This window comes from Sphingomonas sp. H160509 (assembly GCF_024124765.2).
Taxonomy (GTDB): Bacteria; Pseudomonadota; Alphaproteobacteria; order Sphingomonadales; family Sphingomonadaceae; genus Sphingomonas.
Genome location: NZ_JAMXSR020000002.1, coordinates 912,251 through 937,406, shown reverse-complemented (window position 1 = coordinate 937,406; position 25,156 = coordinate 912,251). Strand labels below are relative to the sequence as shown.

The 25,156-nt window shown below is 67.2% G+C and carries 19 protein-coding genes and 12 pseudogenes; 12 read left to right on the top strand and 19 right to left on the bottom strand.

Going from position 1 to position 25,156, the window contains the following annotated elements:
* The first annotated feature begins 17 nt into the window (after positions 1–17).
* The 3 genes from NHF48_RS06095 to NHF48_RS24775 are packed head-to-tail and all read left to right on the top strand — an operon-like array spanning position 18 to position 2,507.
* A complete protein-coding gene (locus tag NHF48_RS06095; RefSeq protein ID WP_253070581.1) occupies positions 18–1,115 on the top strand; it encodes a DUF2336 domain-containing protein in 1,098 nt (365 codons plus the stop codon).
* Positions 1,112–1,987, top strand: a complete 876-nt coding sequence (locus tag NHF48_RS24780; RefSeq protein ID WP_342454594.1) for a hypothetical protein — start codon at positions 1,112–1,114, stop codon at positions 1,985–1,987. Before NHF48_RS06095 ends, NHF48_RS24780 begins: the two co-directional genes overlap by 4 nt.
* On the top strand, positions 1,914–2,507 hold the full coding sequence (locus NHF48_RS24775; protein WP_342454593.1) for a sensor histidine kinase: 594 nt from the start codon (positions 1,914–1,916) through the stop codon (positions 2,505–2,507). The genes NHF48_RS24780 and NHF48_RS24775 overlap by 74 nt, the downstream gene beginning before the upstream one ends.
* On the opposite strand, the gene NHF48_RS06085 is transcribed toward NHF48_RS24775, so the two are convergent.
* The 3 genes and pseudogenes from NHF48_RS06085 to gltX all read right to left on the bottom strand — a co-directional run bounded on the left by NHF48_RS06085 (position 2,469) and on the right by gltX (position 5,412).
* Positions 2,469–2,672 (bottom strand): hypothetical protein, encoded by a 204-nt coding sequence (locus tag NHF48_RS06085; RefSeq protein ID WP_056058354.1) that lies wholly within the window; start codon positions 2,670–2,672, stop codon positions 2,469–2,471. The two genes, NHF48_RS24775 and NHF48_RS06085, sit on opposite strands and share 39 nt — an antisense overlap.
* A pseudogene (locus NHF48_RS06080) lies at positions 2,672–3,956 on the bottom strand (citrate synthase). The gene NHF48_RS06085 and the pseudogene NHF48_RS06080 overlap by 1 nt, the downstream one beginning before the upstream one ends.
* Before the next feature lie 25 nt (positions 3,957–3,981).
* A complete protein-coding gene (gltX, locus tag NHF48_RS06075; RefSeq protein WP_274705127.1) occupies positions 3,982–5,412 on the bottom strand; it encodes a glutamate--tRNA ligase in 1,431 nt (476 codons plus the stop codon).
* Positions 5,413–5,451: 39 nt separating this feature from the next.
* Between gltX and NHF48_RS24770 the strand changes: the two are divergent.
* From NHF48_RS24770 to NHF48_RS24760, 3 genes and pseudogenes are all read left to right on the top strand, one after another.
* Positions 5,452–6,630, top strand: a pseudogene (locus tag NHF48_RS24770) (ComEC/Rec2 family competence protein); the annotation flags it as partial.
* 148 nt (positions 6,631–6,778) lie between these two features.
* Positions 6,779–7,021: pseudogene (locus tag NHF48_RS24765) on the top strand (ComEC/Rec2 family competence protein); the annotation flags it as partial.
* A gap of 366 nt (positions 7,022–7,387) precedes the next feature.
* Positions 7,388–7,693, top strand: a complete 306-nt coding sequence (locus NHF48_RS24760) for a hypothetical protein (protein ID WP_342454772.1) — start codon at positions 7,388–7,390, stop codon at positions 7,691–7,693.
* A gap of 679 nt (positions 7,694–8,372) precedes the next feature.
* Here NHF48_RS24760 and lexA read toward each other — a convergent pair.
* From lexA to NHF48_RS24750, 3 genes and pseudogenes are all read right to left on the bottom strand, one after another.
* A pseudogene (gene lexA, locus NHF48_RS06065) lies at positions 8,373–9,046 on the bottom strand (transcriptional repressor LexA).
* A gap of 33 nt (positions 9,047–9,079) precedes the next feature.
* On the bottom strand, positions 9,080–9,691 hold the full coding sequence (locus tag NHF48_RS24755) for a molybdopterin-binding protein (RefSeq protein ID WP_342454592.1): 612 nt from the start codon (positions 9,689–9,691) through the stop codon (positions 9,080–9,082).
* A gap of 174 nt (positions 9,692–9,865) precedes the next feature.
* Positions 9,866–10,297 (bottom strand): hypothetical protein, encoded by a 432-nt coding sequence (locus tag NHF48_RS24750; RefSeq protein ID WP_342454591.1) that lies wholly within the window; start codon positions 10,295–10,297, stop codon positions 9,866–9,868.
* A gap of 551 nt (positions 10,298–10,848) precedes the next feature.
* Between NHF48_RS24750 and NHF48_RS06055 the strand changes: the two genes are divergently transcribed.
* Positions 10,849–11,541, top strand: a complete 693-nt coding sequence (locus tag NHF48_RS06055) for an energy transducer TonB (protein WP_253070579.1) — start codon at positions 10,849–10,851, stop codon at positions 11,539–11,541.
* 93 nt (positions 11,542–11,634) lie between these two features.
* Here NHF48_RS06055 and moaC read toward each other — a convergent pair whose 3' ends face one another.
* The 4 genes and pseudogenes from moaC to NHF48_RS06035 all read right to left on the bottom strand — a co-directional run bounded on the left by moaC (position 11,635) and on the right by NHF48_RS06035 (position 14,549).
* Positions 11,635–12,102: a cyclic pyranopterin monophosphate synthase MoaC gene (gene moaC / locus NHF48_RS06050; RefSeq protein ID WP_253070578.1), complete on the bottom strand. Its 468-nt coding sequence runs from the start codon at positions 12,100–12,102 to the stop codon at positions 11,635–11,637.
* Positions 12,099–12,875 carry an indole-3-glycerol phosphate synthase TrpC gene (gene trpC / locus NHF48_RS06045; RefSeq protein WP_056048598.1) on the bottom strand — a complete coding sequence of 259 codons (777 nt, stop codon included), beginning with the start codon at positions 12,873–12,875 and terminating at the stop codon, positions 12,099–12,101. The genes moaC and trpC overlap by 4 nt, the downstream gene beginning before the upstream one ends.
* A 1-nt stretch (position 12,876) precedes the next feature.
* Positions 12,877–13,870 (bottom strand): annotated as a pseudogene (gene trpD, locus NHF48_RS06040) (anthranilate phosphoribosyltransferase).
* Between the two features lie 38 nt (positions 13,871–13,908).
* A pseudogene (locus NHF48_RS06035) lies at positions 13,909–14,549 on the bottom strand (anthranilate synthase component II).
* Between the two features lie 184 nt (positions 14,550–14,733).
* Here NHF48_RS06035 and NHF48_RS06030 point away from each other — a divergent pair.
* The gene (locus NHF48_RS06030; protein WP_136190384.1) at positions 14,734–15,138 is read left to right on the top strand and encodes a hypothetical protein; all 405 of its coding nucleotides are present in this window, start codon (positions 14,734–14,736) and stop codon (positions 15,136–15,138) included.
* A gap of 98 nt (positions 15,139–15,236) precedes the next feature.
* On the opposite strand, the gene NHF48_RS24745 is transcribed toward NHF48_RS06030, so the two are convergent.
* The 5 genes and pseudogenes from NHF48_RS24745 to NHF48_RS06015 form a co-directional block, all read right to left on the bottom strand.
* Positions 15,237–15,635, bottom strand: a complete 399-nt coding sequence (locus tag NHF48_RS24745) for a chorismate-binding protein (protein ID WP_342454724.1) — start codon at positions 15,633–15,635, stop codon at positions 15,237–15,239.
* Positions 15,636–15,675: 40 nt separating this feature from the next.
* Positions 15,676–16,050 (bottom strand): annotated as a pseudogene (locus tag NHF48_RS24740) (chorismate-binding protein); the annotation flags it as partial.
* 238 nt (positions 16,051–16,288) lie between these two features.
* Positions 16,289–16,732: pseudogene (locus NHF48_RS24735) on the bottom strand (anthranilate synthase component I); the annotation flags it as partial.
* A gap of 4 nt (positions 16,733–16,736) precedes the next feature.
* Entirely contained in the window at positions 16,737–17,966 is a 1,230-nt protein-coding gene (locus NHF48_RS06020; protein ID WP_253070577.1) for a peptidylprolyl isomerase, read from the bottom strand.
* Positions 17,860–18,693 carry a SurA N-terminal domain-containing protein gene (locus NHF48_RS06015; RefSeq protein WP_253070576.1) on the bottom strand — a complete coding sequence of 278 codons (834 nt, stop codon included), beginning with the start codon at positions 18,691–18,693 and terminating at the stop codon, positions 17,860–17,862. Before NHF48_RS06015 ends, NHF48_RS06020 begins: the two co-directional genes overlap by 107 nt.
* 185 nt (positions 18,694–18,878) lie before the next feature.
* Between NHF48_RS06015 and tpiA the strand changes: the two are divergent.
* Both tpiA and NHF48_RS06005 read left to right on the top strand, forming a co-directional pair.
* Positions 18,879–19,590: pseudogene (gene tpiA / locus NHF48_RS06010) on the top strand (triose-phosphate isomerase).
* Positions 19,591–19,758: 168 nt separating this feature from the next.
* A complete protein-coding gene (locus NHF48_RS06005) occupies positions 19,759–20,457 on the top strand; it encodes a hypothetical protein (protein WP_056482189.1) in 699 nt (232 codons plus the stop codon).
* Between the two features lie 116 nt (positions 20,458–20,573).
* Here the strand turns inward: NHF48_RS06005 and NHF48_RS06000 are convergent.
* The 3 genes and pseudogenes from NHF48_RS06000 to NHF48_RS24730 all read right to left on the bottom strand — a co-directional run.
* A pseudogene (locus tag NHF48_RS06000) lies at positions 20,574–21,960 on the bottom strand (leucyl aminopeptidase family protein).
* The gene (locus tag NHF48_RS05995; RefSeq protein ID WP_253070574.1) at positions 21,957–22,511 is read right to left on the bottom strand and encodes a hypothetical protein; all 555 of its coding nucleotides are present in this window, start codon (positions 22,509–22,511) and stop codon (positions 21,957–21,959) included. The pseudogene NHF48_RS06000 and the gene NHF48_RS05995 overlap by 4 nt, the downstream one beginning before the upstream one ends.
* A 76-nt stretch (positions 22,512–22,587) precedes the next feature.
* Positions 22,588–23,205, bottom strand: a pseudogene (locus NHF48_RS24730) (serine hydrolase domain-containing protein); the annotation flags it as partial.
* Between NHF48_RS24730 and NHF48_RS05980 the strand changes: the two are divergent.
* Positions 23,141–23,428: a hypothetical protein gene (locus NHF48_RS05980; protein ID WP_253070571.1), complete on the top strand. Its 288-nt coding sequence runs from the start codon at positions 23,141–23,143 to the stop codon at positions 23,426–23,428. The pseudogene NHF48_RS24730 and the gene NHF48_RS05980 sit on opposite strands and share 65 nt — an antisense overlap.
* Positions 23,429–23,514: 86 nt before the next feature.
* Complete coding sequence (locus NHF48_RS05975; protein WP_107954842.1) at positions 23,515–23,661, top strand: lmo0937 family membrane protein; 147 nt, start codon at positions 23,515–23,517, stop codon at positions 23,659–23,661.
* Positions 23,662–23,746: 85 nt separating this feature from the next.
* Here NHF48_RS05975 and rimO read toward each other — a convergent pair.
* Positions 23,747–25,103, bottom strand: a pseudogene (gene rimO, locus NHF48_RS05970) (30S ribosomal protein S12 methylthiotransferase RimO).
* Positions 25,104–25,156 lie beyond the last annotated feature (53 nt).

Sequence of the window (25,156 nt, the reverse complement as noted above, 5' to 3'; positions counted from 1 at the left end):
AGGCTAAGCACGGGATCATGTCGGTCGGTCCAGACCCAGTGCGTGACGTCGTGTCGCCCTATGATCCCGTTGCGCGAGCCGAGGATGCACGCCTGCGCGCGGACGCGCGGCTGACTGGAACGATCGCGGATTTCTTTCTCGACGCCGACGCACGGCTCGACGACCGAACGCGGCTGATGCTCGCGCAAGTGCTCGGCGCGATCGTCGGAGCGATCGAATGGGACATCCGCCGACATGCCGCGCGACTGCTGGCGGGTGGCGGCGCGACGCAGGCCGGCGAGGCGATGTTGAAGGCCGGGGCGGGCGGCGTTCTTGATCGTCTTACGCGGGCGGGATTGCTTCGCGACGAAGAATTGATGGACGAACTGATCGCGCGCGTACGCCATGACCTGATCGCCGCGTCGTTGCCGGTGGAGGTCGCGGAACCCGACGAAGCGAGCTTGCTGGTACGGCTGGCCGGGGTGCCGGACAGCGTGGTGGCATCGGCGGCGTCTGCATTTCTGGCAGCGGAAAGCCGGCGGCGGGTGGCGAACGAGCAGGGATCGGTCGGCGGCAGCGAGTTGCCCGCCGAACTGCATCATCGGCTCGTCTGGTGGGTGGCGGCGGCCGTGCGCGATGGCTTGAAGTCCGTCACGCGCGAGAGCGACCGGGCGATCACCGATGCGGCACAGCGCAGTCTCGCGGCACATGACGAAGGCGAGCGGCCCGATGCGGTGGCGACGCGGCTCGCCGGTGCGCTCGATGCGCGACCGAATGAATTGCCCGCGGTACTGGTCGAATCGATCGGCGACCGGCGACTGTCGTTGTTCGTCGCGGTGCTGGCGCATGCGATCGGCATCGCGTTCGATCAGGCGCGGGCCATCACGCTGGACCCGGAGGGCGATCGGCTGTGGTTGGCGTTGCGTGCGATCGATCTCGATCGGCCAACGATCGCACGGATCGGGCTGGCGCTGTCGGAGGCGGATCCGCGGCGCGATATCGAGGCGTTTGCAGATGCGCTCGACGCGATCGTGTCGGTCGGGGTCGAGGATGCGCGTGCGTCGCTTGCACCGTTGGCACTGAACCGCGATTTTCGGATGGCGTTGCGCGCGCTGGCGCGTACGGATCGGCGATGAGCGTGTTCGACCCTTCGATCGAAAGCCCGATTGCACACGCGATCGTCGCGCCCGACGGCTCGCTGTCGTTTGCGGACCCGGCGCTGGTTGCGCTCAACCAGCGGGCGGGCGGGATGCGCGGTGCGCCACTCGCGGTGCCGCAGCTTGCGACGATCGCCCGGCTCGCACGTCGGCTCGGGATCGTCGTGTCGCGCGGCGTGGTCGTCGCCGACGACGAAACGGATGTAGATCTTTGGGTGCGGGCTCAGCCTGATGGTGAGAACGTACGGCTGACGGTGAGCGGCTGGCGCGAGATCGCGGCGTGGCGGCCGGCGCGACCGTCGCCCGATACGCAGGACGATTTCCACGGCAGCGATACGGATTGGCGGTGGGAGACGGATTCCGCGCTACGGCTGACGTTCGTCACGCTCGATGCAGGGCCGAAGCACGGGTTCGACGCCTTCGCGTTGCTGGGCCAGCCGCTGACGGCGATGTTTTCGCTGGATGCCGGTGCGGATGGGGCTTTGCCGATCCTCGATTCTCTCGCCCGGCGACGCCCGATGACGGCGCAGCCGGCACGGCTGCGGAGTTCCGGACGCGCGGTGACGTTGACGGCGAATGTTCGACACGATGCGGCGGGCGACTTTGCCGGGTTCGTTGGCGCTGCACGCATGGTAGTCGAAGACGCGCCGTCCCCCTGCTGCCTCGACCGAGACACTGTCGCCGACCTTTACGAGCGGCCTCGACAAGGCGTTGCGGGTTCCGCTCGCGCGTATCGTCGCCAATGCCGACAGCATCAATGCGCAGGCGGATGGTCCGGTGCAGGGCGATTACGCGGATTACGCCGCGGATATCGCCAGTGCCGGACGGCATCTGCTCGAACTGGTCGATGACCTCGTCGATCTCCAGGCCGTCGAGCGGCCCGATTTTTCACTCGTGCCCGAGCCGATCGACCTTGCCGATGTAGCGCGACGGGCGGCTGGGCTGTTGTCGGTGCGCGCGGCGAACGCAGGCGTCACGATCACGCGCCCGGCGCTGGACGTGCGTGTTCCGGCGCTCGGCGATTTCCGCCGCGTGTTGCAGGTCCTGGTCAATCTCGTCGGCAACGCGGTGCGCTATTCGCCGCGTGGTGCGCAGGTGATCGTCACGGTGACGCGGACGCAGACCCACGCGGTCGTCGTGGTCGCGGACAAGGGCAAGGGCGTCGCGCCTGAGGATCAGGTGCGGATTTTCGAGAAGTTCGAGCGAGTCGATCCATCTGAGGCTGGCGGCAACGGGCTCGGCCTATACATTGCACGGCGTCTCGCGCGGGCGATGCAGGGGGATCTCACGGTCGAGAGCGCACCCGGCGAAGGCGCGCGGTTCGTGCTGACGTTACCGGCGGATCCGGCGCGCCACCAGGATCAGCGCTAGGCCGAACGCCGCGAGGAATGCGCCGCGATCCGCCCATGGCCGCTGGTCGAGCATGAAGCTCGACTGCGGCCAGTGGACGTATCCCAGCCCCTGGCCGATCCAGAGCAGACCCATCAGCGCGCAGAGCACGCCGACGACCATCAGGATCGGCCGGAGCGTCTTCATCAGCGTGACGCCATCGGGACGTAGTCACGCGCGGTCGGGCCGCTGTAGAGCTGGCGCGGACGGCCGATCTTCTGGTCGGGATCGGTGATCATCTCGTTCCACTGCGCGACCCAGCCGACCGTGCGGGCGAGCGCGAAGAGGACGGTAAACATCGACGTCGGGAAGCCGATCGCCGAGAGGATCACGCCCGAATAGAAATCGACGTTCGGGAAGAGCTTCTTTTCGATGAAGTACGGATCGCTCAGCGCCAGACGCTCGAGCTCGATCGCGACGTCGAACACGGGGTCGGTGACGCCCAGCTCGCCGAGCACTTCCTTGACGGTCGTCTGCATGACCGCCGCGCGGGGATCGTAGTTCTTGTAGACGCGGTGACCGAAGCCCATCAGGCGGAACGGATCGTTCTTGTCCTTGGCGCGGGCGATGTACTCGGGGATGCGGTCGACGGTGCCGATCTCATGCAGCATGTTGAGCGCGGCTTCGTTCGCGCCGCCATGCGCGGGGCCCCACAGGCAGGCGATGCCAGCGGCGATGCACGCGAACGGGTTAGCGCCCGACGAACCGGCGAGTCGGACGGTCGAGGTCGACGCGTTCTGCTCGTGATCGGCGTGGAGGATGAAGATGCGGTCCATCGCCTTTTCGACGATCGGGTTCACGACATACTTCTCGGCGGGGACGCCGAACGTCATCTTCAGGGAAATTGCCGGTGTAGCTCAGCGTGTTGTCCGGATAGACGAACGGCTGACCGACGCTGTACTTGTACGCCATCGCGGCGATCGTCGGCATCTTGGCGATCAGGCGATGCGACGCGATCACGCGCTGTGCCGGATCGTGGATGTCGGTCGAATCGTGATAGAACGCCGACAGCGCGCCAACGACGCCGCACAGGATCGCCATCGGATGCGCATCGCGGCGGAAGCCACGGAAGAACTGCGCGAGCTGCTCATGCACCATCGTGTGGCGCGTGATCGTGTTCGAGAAGTTCGCCAGCTCGTCTTCGCTCGGCAGTTCGCCGTTGAGGAGCAGATAGGCGACTTCCATGAAGTTCGACTGCTCGGCCAGTTCGCCGATCGTGTAGCCGCGGTGCAGCAGCGTGCCCGCGTCACCATCGATATAGGTCAGCTTCGACTGGCACGACGCCGTCGAGGTGAAGCCCGGATCATAGGTGAAATTGTCCGTCTGCGCGTACAGCTTGCGGATATCGATGACATCGGGTCCGACCGTACCGGACATCACCGGATACTCGAAATCCTTGCCGTCGACCTTGAGGGTTGCGGTCTCGCTCATGCTTGTATCCTTCCTCGAAATCTTATCAGCTAGCCATCCGGTCGGCGATCCGTCCCAGGCTCTCGTCGCGCCCGAGCAGGTCGAGCACATCGAAGATCCCCGGTGACGTCTTGCGTCCCGTCAGCGCGGCGCGAAGCGGCTGTGCGACCTGGCCGAGCTTGACGCCCCGCGCTTCGGCCACGCGCCGTACCGCGCCTTCGAGCGCCTCCGTATCCCACGTGGCGAGCGCGTCAAGTTCGGCATGGACATTGACCAAAATCGCACTCGCTTCACCCTGTAAAAGGCTCGCCGCGGCGTCGTCCATCGCCAAGGGCCGCTGGCTGAACAAGAAATTCGACCCTTCGGCCAACTCGTTCAGGTTTGCGGCACGTGGTTTCAGGACGGGCATTGCGCGAGTCAGAAGATCGAGTCCGCCGGTCGGCAGGTCGTGGCCGAGGCGATCGGCGGCGAGTTGCGCAAGGCGCGCGTCGTCGGCTTCGCGGATGTAGTGGCCGTTCAGGTTCTCAAGCTTCTTCAGGTCGAAGCGCGACGGCGACTTGCCGACGCCCGACAGGTCGAACCATTCGACCGCCTGTTCGCGGCTGATGATTTCGTCGTCGCCGTGACCCCAGCCGAGGCGGAGCAAGTAGTTGTCGAACGCCTCGGGCAGGATCCCCATCTCGTCGCGGTAGGCCTCGATGCCGACGGCGCCGTGACGCTTCGACAGCTTGGCGCCATCGGGGCCGTGGATCAGCGGAATGTGCGCGTAGATCGGCTCGGGCCAGCCCATCGCGCGGTAGATCGGCAGCTGGCGGAACGCGTTGTTGAGGTGATCGTCGCCGCGGATGACGTGCGTGACGCCCATGTCGTGATCGTCGACGACGACGGCCAGCATGTAGGTCGGCGTGCCGTCCGAGCGGAGCAGGACGAGGTCGTCGATCTCTTCGTTCTTGACCGTGACGGCGCCTTGCACGCGGTCCTCGATCGTGACGGCGCCTTCCTGCGGCGCGCGCAGGCGGACGACGTGGGGGAGGTTCGGCGCCTCGCTCTCCGGCCGATCGCGCCAGGGGCTGCGGATGCGGAGCGGCTTCTTCGCGGCTTGTGCCTCGGCGCGCATCGCGGCGATTTCGTCGTTGGTCATGTAGCAGCGATAGGCGTGCCCGTTCGCGACCATCTCGTGCGCGACCTGCGCATGACGCTCAGCACCCGCGAACTGCATGACGACGTCGCCGTCCCAGTCGAGCCCGAGCCAGCGCATCCCGTCGATGATCGCGTCGATCGCCGGCTGGGTCGAGCGGACCCGGTCGGTATCCTCGATCCGCAGCAGGAACTTGCCGCCATTCGCCTTGGCGAACAGCCAGTTGAACAGCGCGGTGCGCGCGCCGCCAAGATGCAGGAACCCCGTCGGCGACGGAGCGAAACGGGTAACCACGGGTGCGGCCGAATTGGCGGTGCCCGTATCAGATATTGCGCCCAACCGCGGGTGCTCCCAGACTGATGAAACGATGGAGAAACGATGGCCATGACAGCCGTCGCCGCCCCTAGCATGCGTCCTTGGCGTCGACAAATGGGCGTGCCGCGATGGGGGGCTGTCGTCGGGCTTGCCGTGGAACGCTGGCTTGAGGCGGAGCGCGACCAGCTGGTGTTGTGGCTGCCGGTAATGCTGGGCGGCGGGATCGCGCTGTGGTTCGCGTTGCCGGACCCGGCGGCGTGGTCCGTGGCGATGCTGCTGTTGGTGGCGAGCGGGTTGGCATGTCTGGCGGTCGGGCAGGGTGGCCGTGCGGCGCGGTCGCTCGCGATTGGGTTGCTGACTGCGGCGCTGGGGCTGGCGTTGATCTGGGCGCGATCGGAGTCGGTGGCGCGACCAGTGCTGGGCGGACCGACGATCGCGAGTTTCTCGGCCAAGGTGGAGGCGATCGAACCGCTGGTCGCGCGGAAGCTGGTCCGGCTGACGCTGCTGCCGATCGGGAAAGGCGCGGAGACCGACGGGCAACCGGTTGCCCTGCCATACCGCGTCCGCGTCAATCTGGCGGAGGCGGATGCGCCTAAGCTGTTGGGGCCTGGGGCGGTCGTGCATCTGCGAGCCCGGCTGATGCCGCCGCCACTGCCTGCGGTGCCCGGCGCCTACGACTTCGCCCGGGTCGCGTGGTTCGGCGAGATCGGTGCGACGGGGCGGGGCTTCGCACCAATAGTCGTGACGACGCGAAGCGAATCGGGAGCCGGTATCCGTGTCGCGTTGTCGCACCATATTGTGTCGCGACTGGACGGCAGCGCAGGCGGTATCGCTGCAGCGCTCGCAACCGGCGACGTCGGTGCGATCAGCGAGGAGGATTCGGAAGCGATGCGCCGCGCCGGACTCGCGCATCTGCTGTCGGTGAGCGGATTGCACATCACCGCGGCGGTGGCGGCGACGATGTTGATCGTGCTGCGGCTGCTGGCGCTGAGCCCGTGGTTGGCGCTACATGCGCGCTTGCCTTTGATCGCTGCGTTGGCGGGAGCGGCGGCAGCGATCGGCTATACGTTGTTGACCGGTAGCCAGGTCCCGACGATCCGGTCGTGCGTGGCGGCATTGCTTGTGCTGGCGGCGCTCGCAATGGGGCGTGAGGCGATGACCTTGCGCCTCGTCGCGGCGGGGGCGGCGTGCGTCATGCTCGTGCTGCCCGAATCGGCGGCGGGACCGAGCTTCCAGCTTTCGTTTGCGGCAATCACCGCAATCATGGCGCTGCACGAACATCCAGCGATTCGCGTATTCTTCGGGCCACACGAGGAGGGGCCGACCGCGCCGTCTCGCTCGTGGGGTAGTATCGCTGTTGCTCACCGGCCTGCTCGTCGAGTTCGCGCTCATGCCGATCGCGGTCTATCATTTCCACAAGGCCGGGCTCTACGGCGCGTTCGCCAACATCGTCGCCATTCCCTTGACGACCTTCGTCGTTATGCCGCTGGAAGCTTTGGCGTTGCTGCTCGATGCGGCCGGGCTCGGGGCGCCGATATGGTGGCTGGTGCAGCGATCGCTCGATGCGCTGCTGTGGCTGGCACACGGTGTTGCCATCGCACCAGGTTCGGTGCGGTCCTTGCCCGCAATGCCGACGGCGGCGTTCGCGCTGATGATCGTCGGGGGAATTTGGATCGCACTGTGGCGGACACGGTGGCGACGACTTGGGCTGGTCCCGCTGGTGATCGGTGCAGCCTGGGCGCTGACGACGCCAGCCCCGGACGTTCTAGTGACGGGAGACGGGCGCCACGTTGCGGTACGAACCGCGGCGGGGCTGGCGATGTTGCGCGACCGGGCGGGGGACTATACGCGCGACATGCTGGCCGAGAACGGCGGGCAGGATGGCGAGCCGTTGCTGCTGGCGGACCAACCCGATGCGCGGTGCAGCCGCGATCTCTGCGTCACCGATATCGCTGGACAAGGACGGATGTGGCGCATTCTCGCGACCCGCAGCGCCTATATGGTCCCGATTGCTGAGTTCATCGCCGCCTGTCACGGCGCCGATGTCGTCGTCAGCGAACGCGGTCTGCCGAAACGGTGTGTACCGCGGTGGCTGAAACTGGATCGTCGTGTACTCCGGCGTACGGGCGGCGTCGCGCTGACCTTGGGGAGCGGGACAGTCGTGACCATCCTGAACGCAGGCGATCGTCACCCCTGGCGCGATCCGCCTCTCCTCGAACGCACCGCGTACTCGTTCAGGCCGCTCCACGACCGGTTTCACGGTACTGCGTCGGCGTTTCGCGCCAGCCGAGGCCGTCAAAAATAGAACTGTTCACGCGAAGGCGCAAAGGCGCGAAGGTGATGCGACTTGGGAGGCCTTACACCTTCATGCACGATAAGCCGACATCAGTTTCTTGCCGCCAGCGAAAGCTGGTAGGCGCTGATCCAGGCACCATATCTTCGCGCCTTTGCGCCTTCGCGTGAACAAAATCTTCCGTCGTGTCATACGGTCACAGCAATAAGAACTGGTTCACGCGGAGACGCGGAGACGCGGAGACGCGGAGAAGGTTCTGGTATGATGGGGTGGCTTGGGCTGGGGACTGCTTTGTCTTCCTTCCGAAGACGTTTGGAGGTGCTTCGTTTTCCCTAAGCGCAACACCTCCGCGTCTCCGCGCGAACCAATTCTTCGGCAGAGCTGGAGATTGACGACGAGATGTTCGCGCAGAGGCGCTGAGGCGCAGAGATTAAGCGTTCAAACCGAGGCCGCGCTTCTGCGCCGGACCGCGGGATGGTCTTCCGGACGCTTGGAGGGGACTGGCTTGGCGTCCAAAAATCTAGCCGCGTTTTAGACAGACCAGTGCATCTAGCTAAATTTGCCGACAAGATCCCGTCGCTGTTGTCGGCCGGAAGAGCAACTTGGCTTAGGGGCTTGGCTGACGCTTTTCCTGAGCAAACAGAAACCGAGACCCACCTGCGTCGTGATGACGCCGGTCGGTCCCGGCAGTTCAGTCGTAGCGGCGGAGGATGCCGGAGAGTTTGCCTTGGACGCGGACTTGGGCGGGGGCGTAGCGTTGGGGGTCGTAGGCTCGGTTCGCCGGGTCGAGGCGGACCATCGCACCTTCGCGACGGAAGTATTTGAGGGTGGCTTCGCTGTCTTCGATCAGCGCGACGACGATCTCGCCGTCTCGGGCGGTCTCGGTGCGGCGGATCAGGGCGTAGTCGCCGTCGAGGATGCCGGCTTCGACCATCGAGTCGCCCGAGACTTCGAGCGCGTAGTGTTCGCCGGTGCCTAGCAACGCGGCGGGGACGGCGAGCATGGTGCTGCCTTCGAACGCCTCGATCGGGACGCCGGCGGCGATGCGGCCATGCAAGGGGATCTCGATGACGTCGTTGGCCGGTTGCGGCGTCGCGGCGGCGGGGGCTGCCTTGACGTTCGACGGCTTGGCCGGCGTCTTCTTTCCGCACGCTCGGGCATGCGCAGCACTTCGAGCGCGCGCGCGCGGTTCGGCAGGCGGCGGATGAAGTTGCGCTCCTCGAGCGCGCTGATCAGACGATGAACGCCCGACTTCGACTTGAGGTCGAGTGCGTCCTTCATCTCCTCGAACGACGGCGAGACGCCGGTTTCGTTGAGGCGATCGTTGATGAAGCAGACGAGTTCGTGCTGCTTGCGCGTGAGCATGGCGGTTCTCCGTCCGGAACAGACTGGGAACTTCTATGGAACATAATTAACGCCGTCAAGCGTCCGTATCACGCGATCACGAGGATTTCCGCCGATCTCGCCTGTCTTTGCTACGGGCGCGTTGCCGGGACGGACGATCAGGCAGGTCGAGCGGGCGAGCGTGAGCAGCATCGAGCTGTCTTGGATCGTCGAGGCATAGGCTTTGCCGTCGCGCAGTTCGGCGCGGAGATAGTCGGTGCGGGCGTTGTTCGCGGGCAGGTCTTCGCCGAGTAGCGCGTGGGTCGACTGGGGGAGCGGATCGCGTGCGCCGGCCATGTGCGCGACGACGGGTTTGACGAACAACGTCGCGGTGACGAACGCGGAGACCGGATTGCCCGGGAGGCCGAGCACCATCATCTCGCCGATCCGGCCGGCCATCATCGGCTTGCCGGGGCGCAGCGCGATCCGCCAGAAATCGATGGTGCCGCCGGCGGCTTCGATCGCCGGGCGGACGAGGTCGTGGTCGCCTACCGATGCGCCGCCGGTGGTGACGAGCAGGTCTGCCTGCACGCTGGCGAAGGCTTCGCGGAGGACTTCGAGATTGTCGGGGAGGATGCCGAGATCGATGATGTCGACGGGCATGTCGGCGAGCATTGCGCCGAGCATGATCCCGTTCGATTCGGGGGAGCGCGACGCCGTCGGTGGTCGAGCCGGGGGGAACGAGTTCGTCGCCGGTGGCGGCGACGGCGACGCGCACGCGGCGGTTGACGGTGAGGCTGCCGTGGCCGCCGGTCGCGGCGACGGCGATGCGCGCCGGGCTGAGGCGGTCGCCGGCGGCGATCAGGCGGGTGCCGGTGGAGAAATCGAGGCCCTTGCGGCGGGTGTTGCGGCCGAGCGTCGGGGGCCTTCGCCGGCCAGGATCAGGGTCTCGCCGTCTCGCTCGGCTTCTTCTTGGACCATCACCGTGTCGGCGCCTTCGGGCATGGCGGCTCCGGTGAAGATGCGGGTGGCCTCGTTGGAGGCGACGTGGCCTGCGAAGGGGCGGCCGGCGGCGCTTTCGCCGATGACTTTCCAGGGGCCGGGGAGGTCGGCGTAGCGGATCGCATAGCCGTCCATCGCGGAGAGGTCTGCGGCGGGCTGCGTGCGGCGGGCGAGGATGTCCTCGGCGGCCCAGCGGCCGGCGGCTTCGCGTAGCGTCACGGTCTCGTGGCCGACGAGGGGCGCCATGGTGAAGAGGCGGGTCTGAGCTTCGGCGACAGGGACTAGGGTCATGCGTAAGGCTCTGTTTCTGGGCGGCTCTCCTGCTGGAAGTGCAGGAAGTTCACACGCTGGGAGACATTTGGCGGGTGCGGTTCTGGGGGGTCAGGTTTGGAACGGTCTCGTCCGGTAGAAGGTCCGGCGGGAGGGGAGTTTTGGCGTGTCTGGCGCTTTGCCATGGGTTTGGGACGTAGGACAGGTGTTGTTGGGGTTTCGGAGGGCGGCGGGGCGGTCCGGCGCGGCTGGTGCACCCTTGTTCTCCCGCGAAGGCGGGAGTCCAGTCTGGGTCCCCGCCTTCGCGGGGAAACATGGGTTTGGCGGAGCGGTCGCTACGGATTACTTCGGCTTTCCCAACTGGGCCCCGGCCTTCGCCGGGGTGGTGCTGATAGTGTTCCGCTGTTTTTCTCCGCGGCCCGACAAGGAGTTCGGGCTAGTCGGCATCGTCTTCTCCAAACGCTCGGCCAGCGCCGGTTCATCCTGAACGGGGCTTTGTTTGGGGAAAGAGACACCAGATCAGTATGATGACACGCAATCAGCCTCGGGCGAGAGACAGGATCGGGGCGGCGGTGGGTGCTGTCCTGTTGCCGGGGGTGCTTGGCTATGCGCTGCTTAATGGGCTGGTGGTGACGATGCCGGCGGCGGTGAGCGATGCGTTGAAGGTGTTCGATGCGGCGCCGCCTCCGCCACCGCCTCCCGAAGAGAAGGTGAGGCCTCGGCCTTCGCCTAGTCGCAAGCCGGAGGGGGCGGCGTCACCGCCTAATCTGAAGTCGAAGGCGACCGAGGTGGTGGCGCCGCCGCCGGTGGTGCCGGTTGTGGTGCCGCCGCCTGTCGTCGTTGCGGAGAAGGCTGGGGTGGGCGCGCAGGCGACGGCTGGCGCTTCGGATGTTCGCGGACCGGGGACCGGGAGTGGGGGGATTGGTAATGGCACCGGCAGCGGTGGGTATGGCGACGGCGATGGCGGTGGTGGCGAGGAGACTCCGCCGCGGTGGCGCAGGGGGCGGTTGAAGGACTCCGATTACCCGCGCGAGGCGGCTGAGACGGGGATCCGGGGGCGGGTTTCCGTGCGGTATCTGGTCCAGACCGATGGGCGGGTTTCGCGGTGCCGGGTGACCCGGTCGAGCGGGAGCCGGGAGCTGGATACGCTTACGTGCCGGTTGATCGAGGAGCGGTTTCGGTATGAGCCTTCGCTCGATGCGGCGGGGCGGCCGGTGGAGTCGACGATCGTTGAGGATCATGAATGGGCTATGGGTGGGGATTGAGGGGCTTTAGCTAGGCGCGTTCTGCTTGGCTTGCCCTCACCCTCGACGCCTTTGGCGTCTTTCCCTCTCCCCTTTGGGGAGAGGGGTGCCTTGTTACGCGGTCCAGTTGCCGGATTTGCCGCCGGACTTTGCGCGGACGCGGATGTCGGTGAGGACCATCGTCTTGTCGATCGCTTTGGCCATGTCGTAGATCGTCAGGAGCGTTACCGTGGCGGCCGTCAGGGCTTCCATCTCTACGCCGGTCTTGCCTTCGGTCGAGGCGGTGGCGGTGGCGGTTACGCCGGTTTCGTCCACCACGAGGTCGATTTCCACCTTCGTGAGCGGGAGCGGGTGGCAAAGCGGGATCAGGTCGCTGGTGCGCTTGGCGGCCATGATGCCGGCGACGCGGGCGACGGCGAGGACGTCGCCCTTTTTCGCGGTGCCGGCGCCGATCGCCGCGGCGGCTTCGGCGGACATGGAGATGCGGCCGGAGGCAATGGCTTCGCGGGCGGTGACCGCCTTACCGCCGACGTCGACCATTCTTGCCGCGCCGGCTTCGTCGATGTGGGTGAGGCCGGTCATCCGACGAGCGCCCGGGTGGCGGCTTCGACGTCGTCCTGGCGCATGAGCGCTTCGCCGATCAGGAAGCAGTGGATGTCGTGTTCGGCCATCGCGTCGAGTTCGGCGCGCGTCGTGAGCCCGCTTTCGGCGACGAAGGTGCAGTCCTTGGGGGCCTTGCCGACAAGGTCGTAGGTGCGCTGGAAATCGACCGAGAAGTCGCGCAGGTCGCGGTTGTTGACGCCGATCAGGCGCGACTTTAGCCTGAGCGCGCGCTCCATCTCGTGCGCGTCGTGGACCTCGACCAGGACGTCCATGCCGCATTCGAGCGCGGAGGCCTCGATCTCGGCCATCTGGATGTCGTCGAGCGCGGCGACGATGATCAGGATGCAGTCGGCACCGATCGCGCGTGCCTCGGTCGACTGCCATGGGTCGACCATGAAGTCCTTCCGCAGGACCGGGATCGAGACGGCGTCGCGCGCCGCGGTGAGATAGGCGTCGGAGCCCTGGAACCACTTTTCGTCGGTCAGCACCGAGAGGCAGGCGGCGCCGCCGGCTTCGTAGGCTCGGGCGTGGGCGACGGGATCGAAGTCGGCGCGGATCAGGCCTTTCGAGGGACTGGCTTTCTTGACCTCGGCGACCAGCGCGTAGCCGGTTTTGGCGTCCAGCGCGGCGCGGAAGCCGCGCGGCTTCGACATGCGGGCGATGCCCGCGTCGATGTCGGCGAGCGAGGTCGTTGCCTTGCGCGCGGCGACTTCGGCGCGCTTGGTCTCGAGGATACGGTCGAGCATGGTCATGTCAGTAGGCGATCCAGCGGGCGAGCAGCGCGTCGGCGCTGCCGGTGTCGAGGGCGGCTGCGGCTTTGGCTGCGCCGTCGACAAGATTGGGGACGGTGCCGGCGACCATCAAGGCGGCGGCGGCGTTGAGGAGGACGGCGTCACGGTAAGCGCCGGCCTCGCCCCTTGAGCAGGCGGCGGAGTGCGTCGGCGTTGTGGGCCGCGTCGCCGCCGCGGATGTCGGTAATGGCGTGGCGGGTGAGGCCTGCGTCTTCGGGGGCGACTTTGGCGGGGAGCGCGACGGTGCCGACCGAGGCGACGATGCTGGGGCCGGCGCCCGACAGTTCGTCGAGGCCTTCTTCGCCCGAGACGACGAGCGCGGCTTGCGTGCCAAGCTGTTCGAGTGCTTCGGCGTAGAGCGTGACGTAGTCGGGGCGGGCGATGCCGATGAGCTGGCGGGTGGTGCCGGCCGGGTTGGCGAGCGGGCCCATCAGGTTGAAGATCGTCCGTTTGCCGATGCGTTGGCGGATCGGGGTAATGCGCTTCATCGCCGGATGGTGGTTGGCGGCGAACAGGAAGGCGATGCCGATCTCGTTGAGGCTTGCCTCCGCGGTGGCGCCGGCGCGGTCCATGTCGAGGCCAAGAACCTCCAGCGTGTCGGCGGCGCCGGCCTTGCTCGAGGCGGCGCGGTTGCCGTGCTTGGCGACGGGGACTCCGCACGCTGCGACGACCAGCGCGACGGCGGTCGACACGTTCAAGGTGTGGTGTCCGTCGCCGCCGGTGCCGCAGACGTCGATCGCGCCGGCGGGGGCGTCGATCGGGATCATCCGGTTGCGCAGTGCGCGTGCGGCTTCGGCGATCTCGATGCTGGTTTCGCCGCGGGTCGCCAGATCGGTGAGGAAGGTGGCGATCGCGTCGTCGCTGGCGCGGGCGTCGAGGATGTCGGCGAATGCCTCGCGCGCTGATTCGCGGGAGAGGGGGGAGCTGGGGTCGGGCAGGAGCGTGGTGGTGGTCACATTCCCCTCCCGCTTGCGGGAGGGGGTTAGGGGAGGGGCTACTTCCTTCGCAGACGTCGTAAATGCGGCGCGGCCCTCCCCGACCCCTCCCGCAGGCGCGAGGGGAGTTGGTGGGGGATGTTCGCCATCTTGAGGAAATTGGCCAGCATTTCGTGGCCATGTTCGGTCGCGATGCTCTCCGGGTGGAACTGGACGCCGTGGATCGGCAGTGTCTTGTGGCGGAAGCCCATCACCGTGCCGTCCTGCGCAGTCGCGTTCACCACCAGAGTGTCGGGGACCGCGTTGACGATCAGCGAGTGATAGCGCGTGGCGATGAACGGCGAGGGCAGGCCGGCGTACAGCCCGGTGTCGTCGTGGACGACGGGCGAGGTCTTGCCGTGCATCAGGCCACCGCGCTCGACCTTGCCGCCGAAATGCTGGCCGATCGCCTGATGGCCGAGGCACACGCCGAGCAGCGGCTTGCCCGCATCCGCGCAGGCCGCGACGAGGTCGAGGCTTACGCCCGCCTCGGTGGGCGTGCAGGGGCCGGGGAAATGAGGAACGCGTCCGCGCCCGACGACAGAGCCTGCCCGGCGGAGATCGCATCGTTGCGGACGACTTCGACCTCGACACCCAGTTCCATTAGATAATGGACGAGGTTCCAGGTGAAGCTGTCGTAATTGTCGACGACGAGGATCATGGCGTCGCCATAGCCGATGCGGGGCGCGGTGCAACAGCGCTCGGCCGGGACGGTTCGGCGCTAATTGTCCTTGGCAAGGTCGCGAACGGCGATGGCGGTTCCTATATCGCCCGGGCAGGCGACCATCATTCAGTGCGGAGCAATGCTGCATGACGGACGTTATTCGCTCAAAGGAGCCTGATCCATGTTTCGTACCGCCGTCCTCGCCGCACTGATCGCATTCCCCGCTATGGCGTACGCGCAGGAGGCGCAGGTGGACACGCCGCCGCAGCGCATTCGCAGCGTCACGCTGACCGGGGACCAGGCGTGCCCGAAGTCGACGGCCGGCGAAGTCGTGGTGTGTTCGACGCTCGACCAGCCGTATCGCATCCCGAAGCAGTTGCGCGACGACAAGCCGATCGCGGCGCAGAACCAGAGCTGGGTCAATCGTGCGGCGTCGATGGATCAGCTCGGGCGTGTTGCCGGCGGGTTGCCGGATACGTGCTCGGCGGTCGGGACTGGTGGCCAGTCGGGCTGCTTCCTGGCGCGGAACAATGCCTATGCCCAGGAGCGTCGGGCGCCGGCTAGCGAGACGAATACGACGCCGTAAGCAAAACATGTAAGGGCGGAAGATCTTGTTCTCCCGCGAAGGCGGGAGCCCAGTCTGGGTCCCCGCCTTCGCGGGGAAACATTCTCTCTAACGCCGGATTATTGACCGAAGCCCGGCGCCTTAGCTCGGCTGACGGCTTCCCGCGCTGCCGCCAAGATTGCGCCAGCCTTCGCTTCGCATTCTCTCTGTTCGTATTCGGGGATGCTGTCGGCGACGATGCCGGCACCGGCTTGCACGTGGATCGTGCCGTCCTTCACCACCGCCGTCCTCAGCACGATGCAGGAGTCCATTGAGCCGTCGGGCGAGAAATAACCAACGCCGCCTGCATACGCACCGCGGCGTTCGGGCTCCAGTTCGGCGATGATCTGGCAGGCGCGGACTTTTGGCGCGCCGCTGACGGTGCCGGCGGGGGAAGCCGGCGAACAGCGCGTCGAGTGCGTCCTTGTCGGGGGACAGCGTGCCGACGACGTTCGAGACGATGTGCATAACGTGGCTATAGAATTCCACGCCGTAGCTGGCGGTCACCTTCACCGACCCCGGCGCCGCAGCGCGGCCGACATCGTTGCGGCCGAGATCGAGCAGCATCAGGTGTTCCGCGCGCTCCTTCGGGTCGGCGAGTAGGCTGACGCGATTGGCCTCGTCCTCGGCCGCGGTCTTGCCGCGTGGGCGCGTGCCAGCGATCGGGCGGATCGTCACTTCGTCGTCGCGGACGCGAACGAGGATCTCCGGGCTCGAGCCGATCAGCGCGAAGCCGGGGAGGTCGAGGTGATACAGGAACGGCGACGGGTTGATGCGACGTAGCGAGCGGTAGAGCTCGAACGGCGGCAGTGCGAACGGCGTGCTGAAGCGCTGCGCGAGCACGACCTGGAAGATGTCGCCGGCGAGGATGTAGTCTTTCGCGGTGGCGACCATCTCCCCCGTAGCGGCCTTCGGGCAGCGCGGGCGTGTATTCGGGCTCGGCGACGTCGGCGCGGATCGGTGCGGGGACGGGCGTGCTGGCGAGCTTGGCGGCGACCGCGTCGAGACGATCTTCGGCATCGGTGACTATCGCGTCGGCATTGCGTGCCGGATCGGGCCAGGCCGGTGCGACGAGGTACAGTGCGTCGGTCAGGCGGTCGAATACCAGGATGACGGTCGGCCGTACGAAGATCATATCGGGCAGGCCGAGCGGATCGACCGGCGGCTGTGGCAGGGTCTCGACCAGTCCGATCGTCTCATAGCCAAAATAGCCGACCAGGCAGGCGAGCGCGCGGGGGAGTTCGGCGGGGACCTCCGCGCGACATTCCGCAACGAGCGCGCGCAACGCATCGAGCGTGGGCACCGGGCATGGCTCGAACGTCTCGCGATCGGTTGCCCAGTGGCGGTTGATCTCGGCGCTGTGGCCATGCGCGCGGAACAGCAGGTCGGGGGCGAGGCCGATCAGGCTATGGCGGCCGCGGGTCTCGCCGCCCTCGACCGATTCGAGCAGGAAGTCGCCGCGCCCGGGCTCGATGAGCTTCAGCGCGGCGGCGACCGGCGTTTCGGTGTCGGCGACCTGACGACGCCAGACGAGCGCGGGACGCCCTTCGGCCAAGGCTTCACGCGCGCTCGTCATACGATCAGTTCCCGGCGCCGCCCTGGCCGAGCAGGTCGGCACGGACGCGCGCGAGTGCGGACGGGTTGGTCTTCACGCCGACATCGGCACGGACCGCCTTGGCGAACTGCTCGACATATTCGCGACCGACCGAGCGGGCGATGTTGCCGCGCGCTGCCTTGATCGCCGCGTCGTTGCCAGCCGCGTTGCCGCTCTGGACGTTGTCGAGCTTGATGACGAACCAGCCGCTGTCGTCGGGGGCGGCGAGCGTCTTAGCGGTGTTCGGCGCCATGCTGAACATCAGCGCGAGTGCGGGCGGTGCACCGCGCGGATCGGCGGCGAGCTGCGCACGGGCAGCGGTCAGCGTACGCGCGGGCGGCATCGGCAGCTTGGTCTGCGCCAGCGACTGCTGGATCGGCATACCCTTGTTGATGCGCGCGAGCACTTCGCCGGCGACGCGACGGGCGGCCTGGCGAGCGCGATCGGCGGTCACGTCCTTGAGCACCGCGGCGCGAACCTGTGCCAGCGGACGCGGGGCGGAATGGACGACGCGGCCGAGCGCGACGACGGCGAAACCGCCATCGGTGCCGACCTGGACCAGCTGCGGGCCGTCGCCATCGGCCGCCTGGAACGCTGCGGCGACGAGTGGCGTCAGCGCAGGGTCTGGCTTGCTGGCGGGATCGTCGGGATTGATGCCGCTGGCGATCAGCGCGGGCGTGGTGACGGCCGCGAGCTTCTGGTCGGCGATGACTTCGTCGAACGTCGCATTCTTCGACAGCGAATCGTCGATCTTGTCGTGGATAGCCGACAACGCTTCGGCCGACTTGCGGATACCGAGCGCGGCAGCGATCTCGCCACGGACCTGATCGAGCGAACGCGCCGCGACCTTTTCGATCTTGTCGACCTTGGCGACGGTCCAGCCGAGTGGCGTGCGGACCGGGCCGATCACTGCACCGCTGGCGGCCGCGAAGACGGCATCGGCGACCTGCGCGGACGTCGTTCCGGCATAGGCAGCCTTCTCGACACCGGTCTGGGTCGAGGCTTCGAGACCGGCACCGCGAGCGGCGTCGGCGAGGCTGGTGCCACCCTTCACCTTGGCGGCGATCGCGGCGGCACCGGCTTGGTCGGCGACGACGACCTGCGTGATGTCACGCTTCTCGGTCGCGGCGTAGCGTGCGCTGTCCTGCTGGTAGGTCTTGGCGATCTCGGCGTCGGTCGGGACGGCCTGTGCCTTGACGGCCTCGGGCGTGATCATCGCGTAGCGGACGACGCGGCGCTCGGGGACGGTATAGCGGGCGATGTTGCGCTGATAGAAGGTGTTGAGGTCCGTATCGCTTGGCGCTGGGCCGGCGGGGACCACGGCGGCGGGGATGAAGCCGATCGTGCCGGTGCGCTTTTCGAGCAGCAGCGACGCGTAGGGGGAGCGCGAGCTGGCTGGCGACCTGAGTCGCGCCGTTCGAGGGCAGAGTCAGCTGCTGCGCGAAAGTATCACGCTCGATATCGCTGCGGATCTGCGCGTCGGTCAGCTTCCGCTGGGCGAGCACCTGGCGGTAGAGATTCTCGTCGAACTTGCCGGTCGGGCCCTGCAAGGCGGGGATGCTGGCGATCTGGCCATCGATCGCGCGCTTGCTGACGACCATGCCCTGCGCACGGCCGAACTGCTCGAGCGCCATGCTGGAGATGATCCGGTCGAGCGTGCCATCGAAGCCGCCCTGGTTGACGAAGGTCGCCATGTCGAGCGTCGGCTGCTGCTGGCGGAAGCCCTCCATCTCGGTCTGCGCCTGCGTCTTGAGCTGGTTCGCGGTGACGTCCGCCTTGCCGACCTTGGCGACGTCGCCGCCGGTGATCCCGGCACCGCCGGTCATCGAGCTGAGCCCGGTGACGTCCCCCGCCGCGAACGCGAGCGCGATCACGCCGAGTACCAGAAACGTGATGATCACGCCGACCTTCGAATGGGTAAGGCGGCGGAAGAAAGCGAGCATGGACAGCCGATCGACAGGGATGGGAACGCGGTTGCTTTACGGGGGCGAGGGGCGGCTCTTCAAGTCGGGCGCGCAACGTTGCTTGGGGTTGTGTGGGGGTTGTGCGGGGCGGGTGCGGCGCTATCGCTGGGCAAAACACGCGGGAGATGACGATGCGGCGTAAGCTTGTAGCCGGAAACTGGAAGATGAACGGGTCGCGCGCGGCGCTGGCCGAGCTCGATACGATCGCTGCGGCAGCGGCTGCGGCGCCGGGCGTTGATGTCGCGGTGGCGGTGCCGTTCACGCTGATCGACGCGGCGTCGCAGCGCGTGCCGGGGTTGGCGATCGGCGCGGAGGATGTGCACGAGGCGGATTCGGGCGCGCATACCGGATGCGTGTCGGCATCGATGGTCAAGGAAGTCGGCGCGAGCTTCACGATCGTCGGCCATTCCGAGCGTCGCGCGGACCAGCATGAGACGAGCCATGACGCCTGGGCGAAGGCGGCGGCGGCGCGGCGGCAGGGGCTGAAGGTGATCCTGTGCTGCGGCGAGACCGAGGCGGAACGCGATGCGGACCGTGCAGAGCGAGTCGTGCAGGCGCAGATCGAGAAGTCGGTGCCGGACAATGCGGACGGAAGCTGGTTCACGCTCGCTTACGAGCCGCGCTGGGCGATCGGGACGGGACGCACGCCGACGCTGGACGAAATCGCGGCGATCCACGCGATTGCGCGCGCGAAACTGCGCATGCTGATCGGTGATGCGGCGGCCGGGGTGCGTATCCTGTACGGCGGGTCGGTGACGGGGGGCGAATGCGGCGTCGATTCTGGATACGCCGAACGTCGACGGGGCGCTGGTCGGTGGTGCTAGCCTGACCGCGGAGAAGTTCGTGCCGATCATCGAGGCTGCGGCGGGACTGTGACGGGCGGTCCGGTCGATCTTGATCCTGATCTGGACGTTTCTGATCTGGATCTCGGGTAGAGCGTGTTAAGTCTCGATAAACATGGCGGTCTTATGGTCCGTGACACGATTCTGACGGCCGAGTTTCGGGCCGGGGCGTTGATCGGATAACTTCGGTGCGAGGGTTGATATGGCCAGGTGGTTCCCCGGTTGCGTGAGTGCCTCGCTGATCGCGAGCGCCGTCCTGTGTCCGATCGCTGCGCGTGCCGAGACGCCGCGTGAGTTGCTGACGCAGGCCGGGTTCGTCGACCGCGATCGCAATGTCGCGCTGGCGCGGATCGACCGGGCGGCGGCAGCGGCGGGGCAGGCGCTGAGCCGTTCGCCGAACGACGCCGAGGCCGCGATCATGCAGGCGATGGCGAAGGGGTATCGCGCCAAGCTGCTCGGCAACCGAAGCGAGGCGATCGCCGCGCGGAAGCAATATGAGGCGCTAGTCGTCCGTTATCCGCGCAATGCCGAGGCGCAGGCGGCGCTGGGCGCGTGGCATGTCGGGGTGATCGCGAAGCTCGGGCGGTTCGTCGGGCGGGCTGTCGCGGGCGCGCAGAAGGCGACCGGGTTCGAGGCTTTGGATCGGTCGGTGGCACTGGGTGGCAACCGCGCGATGTTCGCCGGACTGGCCGGGTTGTTGCGGCTGGAGCTGGATCCGAACGATGCTCGGGGACGGGCGCTGGTGGAGACGGCTAGCAAGGCGCCGACGCCGACCGCTATCGACGGGTATGTGCGCAAGGCTGCGGTGGCGGTGCTGGTGCCGTTGCGGGCTGGTGACGCGAATGCGACGAAGGCTCTGGCGGACAAGCTGCTGCCGTTCGGGCAGTTTGCCACGGGTTGACGTCGTCTTCGCTTTCGCTGTCCTAAGCATCAGCTTGTTCCCCCGCGGAGGCGGGGGCCCAGGATCTCACAGGCTGACGTTCGTGACCCTGGACCCCCGCCTCCGCGGGGGAACGGCTAGGCGCCGTACCGCTTCGCCAACATCGCGAAGGCAGCGCGGAGAGCGTAAGCCTCGCCACCCTTCGGACGCCCCGGTTTGGCGGATGGCCGCCACGCGAACACGTCGAGATGCGCCCACGCGGCGGTCTTTGGCACGAACCGGCGCAGGAAGAGCGCAGCGGTGATCGCGCCCGCGAACCCACCATCGGGGGCGTTGACCATGTCGGCAATGTCGGACTTGAGCATCTCGTCGTAACCGTTCCAGAGCGGCAGACGCCACATCTGGTCGTTCTGTCCCAGCCCGGCCGCGAGCAGGTCCACCGCGAGCGACTCGTCGTCGGTGAACATCGGCGGCAGGTCGGGGCCGAGTGCGACGCGCGCCGCGCCGGTGAGGGGTGGCGAAGTCGAGGATCAGTTCCGGATTGCTCTCGCCCGCCTTGGTCAGCGCGTCGCCGAGCACGAGACGCCCTTCGGCATCGGTATTGGTGTTCTCGACGGTCAGGCCCTTGCGCGTGGCGAGCACGTCGCCGGGGCGGAAGGCGTTGCCGGCGATCGAGTTTTCCACCGCGGGGATGAGCAAATGGAGGCGGACCGGAAGCTTCGCGGCCATCACGAGGCTCGCGAGCGCCAGGGCATGCGCCGCGCCGCCCATGTCCTTCTTCATCAGCCGCATGCCGGCGGAGGGCTTGATGTCGAGCCCGCCGGTGTCGAAGGTAACACCCTTGCCGACCAGCGCGATGCGGGGATGCGATGGGTCGCCCCATTCGAGTTCGATCAGCCGCGGCGCGCGGTCCTTGCTTGCCGCCTGGCCGACCGCGTGGATCATCGGGTAGCCGGTCGCTAGCGCATCGCCGCGCGTGGTCGTGACGGTCGCGCTGTGGCGTTTGGCGAGCGTCTCGGTGGCGGCTTCGATGTCGGCGGGGCCCATGTCGAAGGCACCGGTGTTGACGAGGTCGCGGACGAGCGCGGTGGCTTCGGCTAGGCGAACCGTCTCGTCGATGTGCGCGGCGTCCGCGGTCAGGAGCACGCGCGGGCCGGTCGCGTCGGGCTTCACGTACCGCGTGAACTGGTGCTGGGCGAGCATCCAGCCGAGCCCGGCCGCGCCGACTGGTCCTTCTGCGAGGCGATACGTTCCGGCGGGGAGCGAGGCGCCGAGCGAGGCGATCCGCCAGGGGGACGTCACCGCTTCGTTGCAGACCAGCAGCATCGACCAGTCGTCCGCGGTCTCGCCGGGCAGCACCGCGTGGTCGCCGGGCTTGCCGATCAGGCGGTGCGCGGCAACCGTCGTGCGGACGCGCTGCGACTGCTTGGCGAGCCAGCCTTCATAGGCGTCGGGGTGGACGACGTGGATCGTCCGTGCGGGCTGGCCGCGGTCGGGTTGGAGCATCGAAGCGAAGTCGGTCATTGAGCGGGCGCCACCAGGAGTTGTTCGTATCGGCCGTTCGCGCCGGGCTCGGCATAGGTGCTGAGCGAGAGCGTGCGGTCGGGATAGGTGATGCGGTAGGTGCGGTTGACGAAGCCGCCGCGCAAGCGGGTCTTACCGGTTTGTGCGAACGCGGTGGGCTCGCCGAGCGCGCTGAGGCTGCTCTTGTAGTCCGCGAGCGCGACCGGCTTGAAGTAATAGTTGGCGTCTTCGGTCAGGCCCTTGCGGTCGAGCGTACCGGTGCGGAGCTGGTCGTAGACGGCGCGGGCGCGGGCGAGTGCGGCCGTGTCCTCCGCGCTGGCGGCGGCGGGCGGCAGGACGATCTTGGCGACGCCGGCGGCGATGCGGCCCGTTGCGTCGCTGAACCAGCTGTTGGTGAGGACGACGATGGCCGCCTTGTCGTCGGGATAGACGGTGTTCTCGGACAGGAAGCCGACCGCCTCGCCGCTGTGCTCGACATAGCGGCGGCCGTTCGCGCTGCCGGTGAAGACGCCGAGGCCGTAGCCGTTGCTCGATCCGTCGGCGAGCTTCACCGGCGTTTCCTGCGCGGCCCAGTCGTCGGCGGGGGAGCGTGGTGCGGTTGAGGCGGGCGACGTCCCATTTGGCGAGGTCTTCGGCGCTCATCGAGAGTTCGCCGGCGGCGTAGAGCCAGCCTTCCGCGCTCGGCGTTTCGGGGCGGACGGGGCCGAGCGCGAAGCGGCCATAGCCTTGCGGGTAGGCCTTGCCTATCGCCTTGTCCTGGTCGAGCGCGCGGATGTCTAGCGGCTGGAAGATGCGCTGCTGGAGGAAGCTCAACAGCGGCTGGTGCGCGACCTTTTCGACGATCAAGCCGGCGACGACATAGCCTGTGTTGGAATATTGCCACTGTGTGCCGGGCTGGAAATCGAGCGGCTTCTTGGCCCAACGGTCGACGATCTGCTGCGGCGTGACGGGCTTGGCCATCGCCGCGAAGCTGTAGTCCTGCGGCCAGTAATCCTGAAGGCCCGAGGTATGGCTGAGCAACTGGCGGATCGTGATGCGGTCGCCGCCGGTGATGCCGGGAATGTATTTCGCGACGCTGTCGTCGAGTGACAGCTTGCCCTCGTCCTCGAGCAGCAGGATCGCGGCGGCGGTGAACTGCTTCGAGATCGAGGCGATCTGGTAGGGGAGCTTCGGGTGTGCCTTGGCGATCGCCTCGGAAGGTTTGCCATACGCCTTGGCGAACACGATCCGCCCGCCGCGGACCACCGCGATCGAGGCGGACGGCACGCCGGTATCGCCGAGCGCGCCGGTGACCAGCGTGTCGATCTGCGTGGTTTCGGCGGGGGTGAGCGATTGCGCGATGGCGGGGGGCTGGGAGGAGCGCGGCGACGGCGAGGAGGCGGAGGATCATGCGCGCAACGAAGCAGAACCGGCGTGCGCGCGCAACGCCGTGATTTTTATTCCGTGGCGGTTGAAGGAGTTAGGCTAGGGCAGAAATGTTGACGGAACACGCCGTGTTACACGCACGTTTCATCGTCCGACCGGGAGCCTTTTCACGTCTTAGGGGACACAACCATGTTGTACACCATCGCCGTCATCCTGCTGATCCTCTGGCTGGCAGGCTTCGCCTTCCATGTCGCAGGCGGACTGATCCACATCCTGCTGGTGATCGCGGTAATCGTCGTTCTGGTGAAGCTGTTCACGGGTCGCAACGTCGTCTGAATGTAGTTCTCCTGCGAACGCAGGAGCCCAGGGTTACGGGCGATATCGCTCGGTATCCTGGGCTCCCGCTTTCGCGGGAGAACGATTAGGCGACGGGGACGCCGTAGAGGTCGTGATCGTCGGCGTCTTCGATCGTGACCGGGACGATGTCGCCCACCGTCAGGTGGCCGGCGTCACGGAGGAAGACTTCGCCGTCGATTTCTGGCGCATCGGCCTTCGAGCGACCGGTGGCGCCTTCGTCGTCGACCGCGTCGATGATCACGTCGAGCGTTCGGCCGATCTTGGCCTGCAACTTGGCCGCGGAGATCGCCGCGGTCTTTTCCATGATGCGGGCGTAGCGCTCTTCCTTGAGTTCTTCGGGCACGTGGTCGGGCAACAGGTTCGCCGCCGCCCCTTCCACCGGCTCGAAGCGGAACGCGCCGACACGGTCGAGCTGCGCTTCGTCGAGCCAATCTAGCAGATACTGGAAATCTTCCTCCGTCTCGCCGGGGGAAGCCGACGACGAAGGTCGAGCGGATCGTGATGTCGGGCGCGATCGTCCGCCAGTTGTGGATGCGCTGGAGCACCTTCGCATCGTTGCCGGGGCGCTTCATCCGGCGCAGCACCGACGGCGCGGCGTGCTGGAACGGGATGTCGAGATACGGCAGCACGAGGCCTTCCGCCATCAGCGGGATGACGTGATCAACGTGCGGGTACGGATAGACGTAGTGGAGGCGGACCCAGGGCGCGATCTTGCCGAGTTCGCGCGACAGGTCGGTCATGTGCGCGCGGACCTCGCGAGCTTCGCCGCGTGCCATAGGGCCGCCGGTCTTCACCGGCCAACTCGCGTGGCGGAGGTCGACGCCGTACGCCGAGGTGTCCTGGCTGATGACCAGCAGTTCCTTGGTGCCGGCTTCGACGAGCTTCTCCGCCTCGCGCAGGATCGCGTCGGGGCGGCGGCTGACGAGGTCGCCGCGCAGGCTCGGGATGATGCAGAACGAACAGCGGTGGTTGCAGCCTTCCGAGATCTTCAGATAGCTGTAGTGGCGCGGGGTCAGCTTCAGGCCGGCGTCGGGGATCAGGTTCAGGAATGCCGACGGCGGCATCGGGGCGGCCTCGTGGACCGCGCCGACGACCTGCTCGTATTCGTGTGCGCCGGTGATCGCGAGCACCTGCGGGAAGCGCGCGCGGATCGCGTCGGCTTCCTTGCCCATGCAGCCGGTGACAATGACCCGGCCATTCTCGGCGATGGCTTCGCCGATCGCCTCGAGGCTTTCCTCCTTGGCGGAATCGAGGAAGCCGCAGGTGTTGACGAGCACGATGTCGGCGCCGGCGTAATCCGGCGACATCTGATAGCCGTCGCCGCGGAGCTGCGTGAGGATCCGTTCGCTGTCGACGAGGTTCTTCGGACAGCCGAGCGAGACCATGCCGATCTTCGGCGGGGAGGGGAGTGTTGTTGCCATGAAGCCCGCGCACATAGGCGCAAAGTTCGGTTTTTTCTAGGCGGGCGAATTTG

Excerpts from the sequence above, each read along its gene's own strand:
- NHF48_RS06095 (WP_253070581.1), top strand. The coding sequence starts at position 18 with ATGTCGGTCGGTCCAGACCCAGTGCGTGACGTCGTGTCGCCCTATGAT.
- NHF48_RS24780 (WP_342454594.1), top strand. The coding sequence starts at position 1,112 with ATGAGCGTGTTCGACCCTTCGATCGAAAGCCCGATTGCACACGCGATC.
- NHF48_RS06085 (WP_056058354.1), bottom strand. The coding sequence starts at position 2,672 with ATGAAGACGCTCCGGCCGATCCTGATGGTCGTCGGCGTGCTCTGCGCG.
- NHF48_RS24760 (WP_342454772.1), top strand. The coding sequence starts at position 7,388 with ATGGTCCCGATTGCTGAGTTCATCGCCGCCTGTCACGGCGCCGATGTC.
- NHF48_RS24755 (WP_342454592.1), bottom strand. The coding sequence starts at position 9,691 with ATGCTCGGCGCAATGCTCGCCGACATGCCCGTCGACATCATCGATCTC.
- NHF48_RS24750 (WP_342454591.1), bottom strand. The coding sequence starts at position 10,297 with ATGACCCTAGTCCCTGTCGCCGAAGCTCAGACCCGCCTCTTCACCATG.
- moaC (WP_253070578.1), bottom strand. The coding sequence starts at position 12,102 with ATGACCGGCCTCACCCACATCGACGAAGCCGGCGCGGCAAGAATGGTC.
- trpC (WP_056048598.1), bottom strand. The coding sequence starts at position 12,875 with ATGACCATGCTCGACCGTATCCTCGAGACCAAGCGCGCCGAAGTCGCC.
- NHF48_RS06030 (WP_136190384.1), top strand. The coding sequence starts at position 14,734 with ATGTTTCGTACCGCCGTCCTCGCCGCACTGATCGCATTCCCCGCTATG.
- NHF48_RS06020 (WP_253070577.1), bottom strand. The coding sequence starts at position 17,966 with ATGATCACGCCCGAGGCCGTCAAGGCACAGGCCGTCCCGACCGACGCC.
- NHF48_RS06015 (WP_253070576.1), bottom strand. The coding sequence starts at position 18,693 with ATGCTCGCTTTCTTCCGCCGCCTTACCCATTCGAAGGTCGGCGTGATC.
- NHF48_RS06005 (WP_056482189.1), top strand. The coding sequence starts at position 19,759 with ATGGCCAGGTGGTTCCCCGGTTGCGTGAGTGCCTCGCTGATCGCGAGC.
- NHF48_RS05975 (WP_107954842.1), top strand. The coding sequence starts at position 23,515 with ATGTTGTACACCATCGCCGTCATCCTGCTGATCCTCTGGCTGGCAGGC.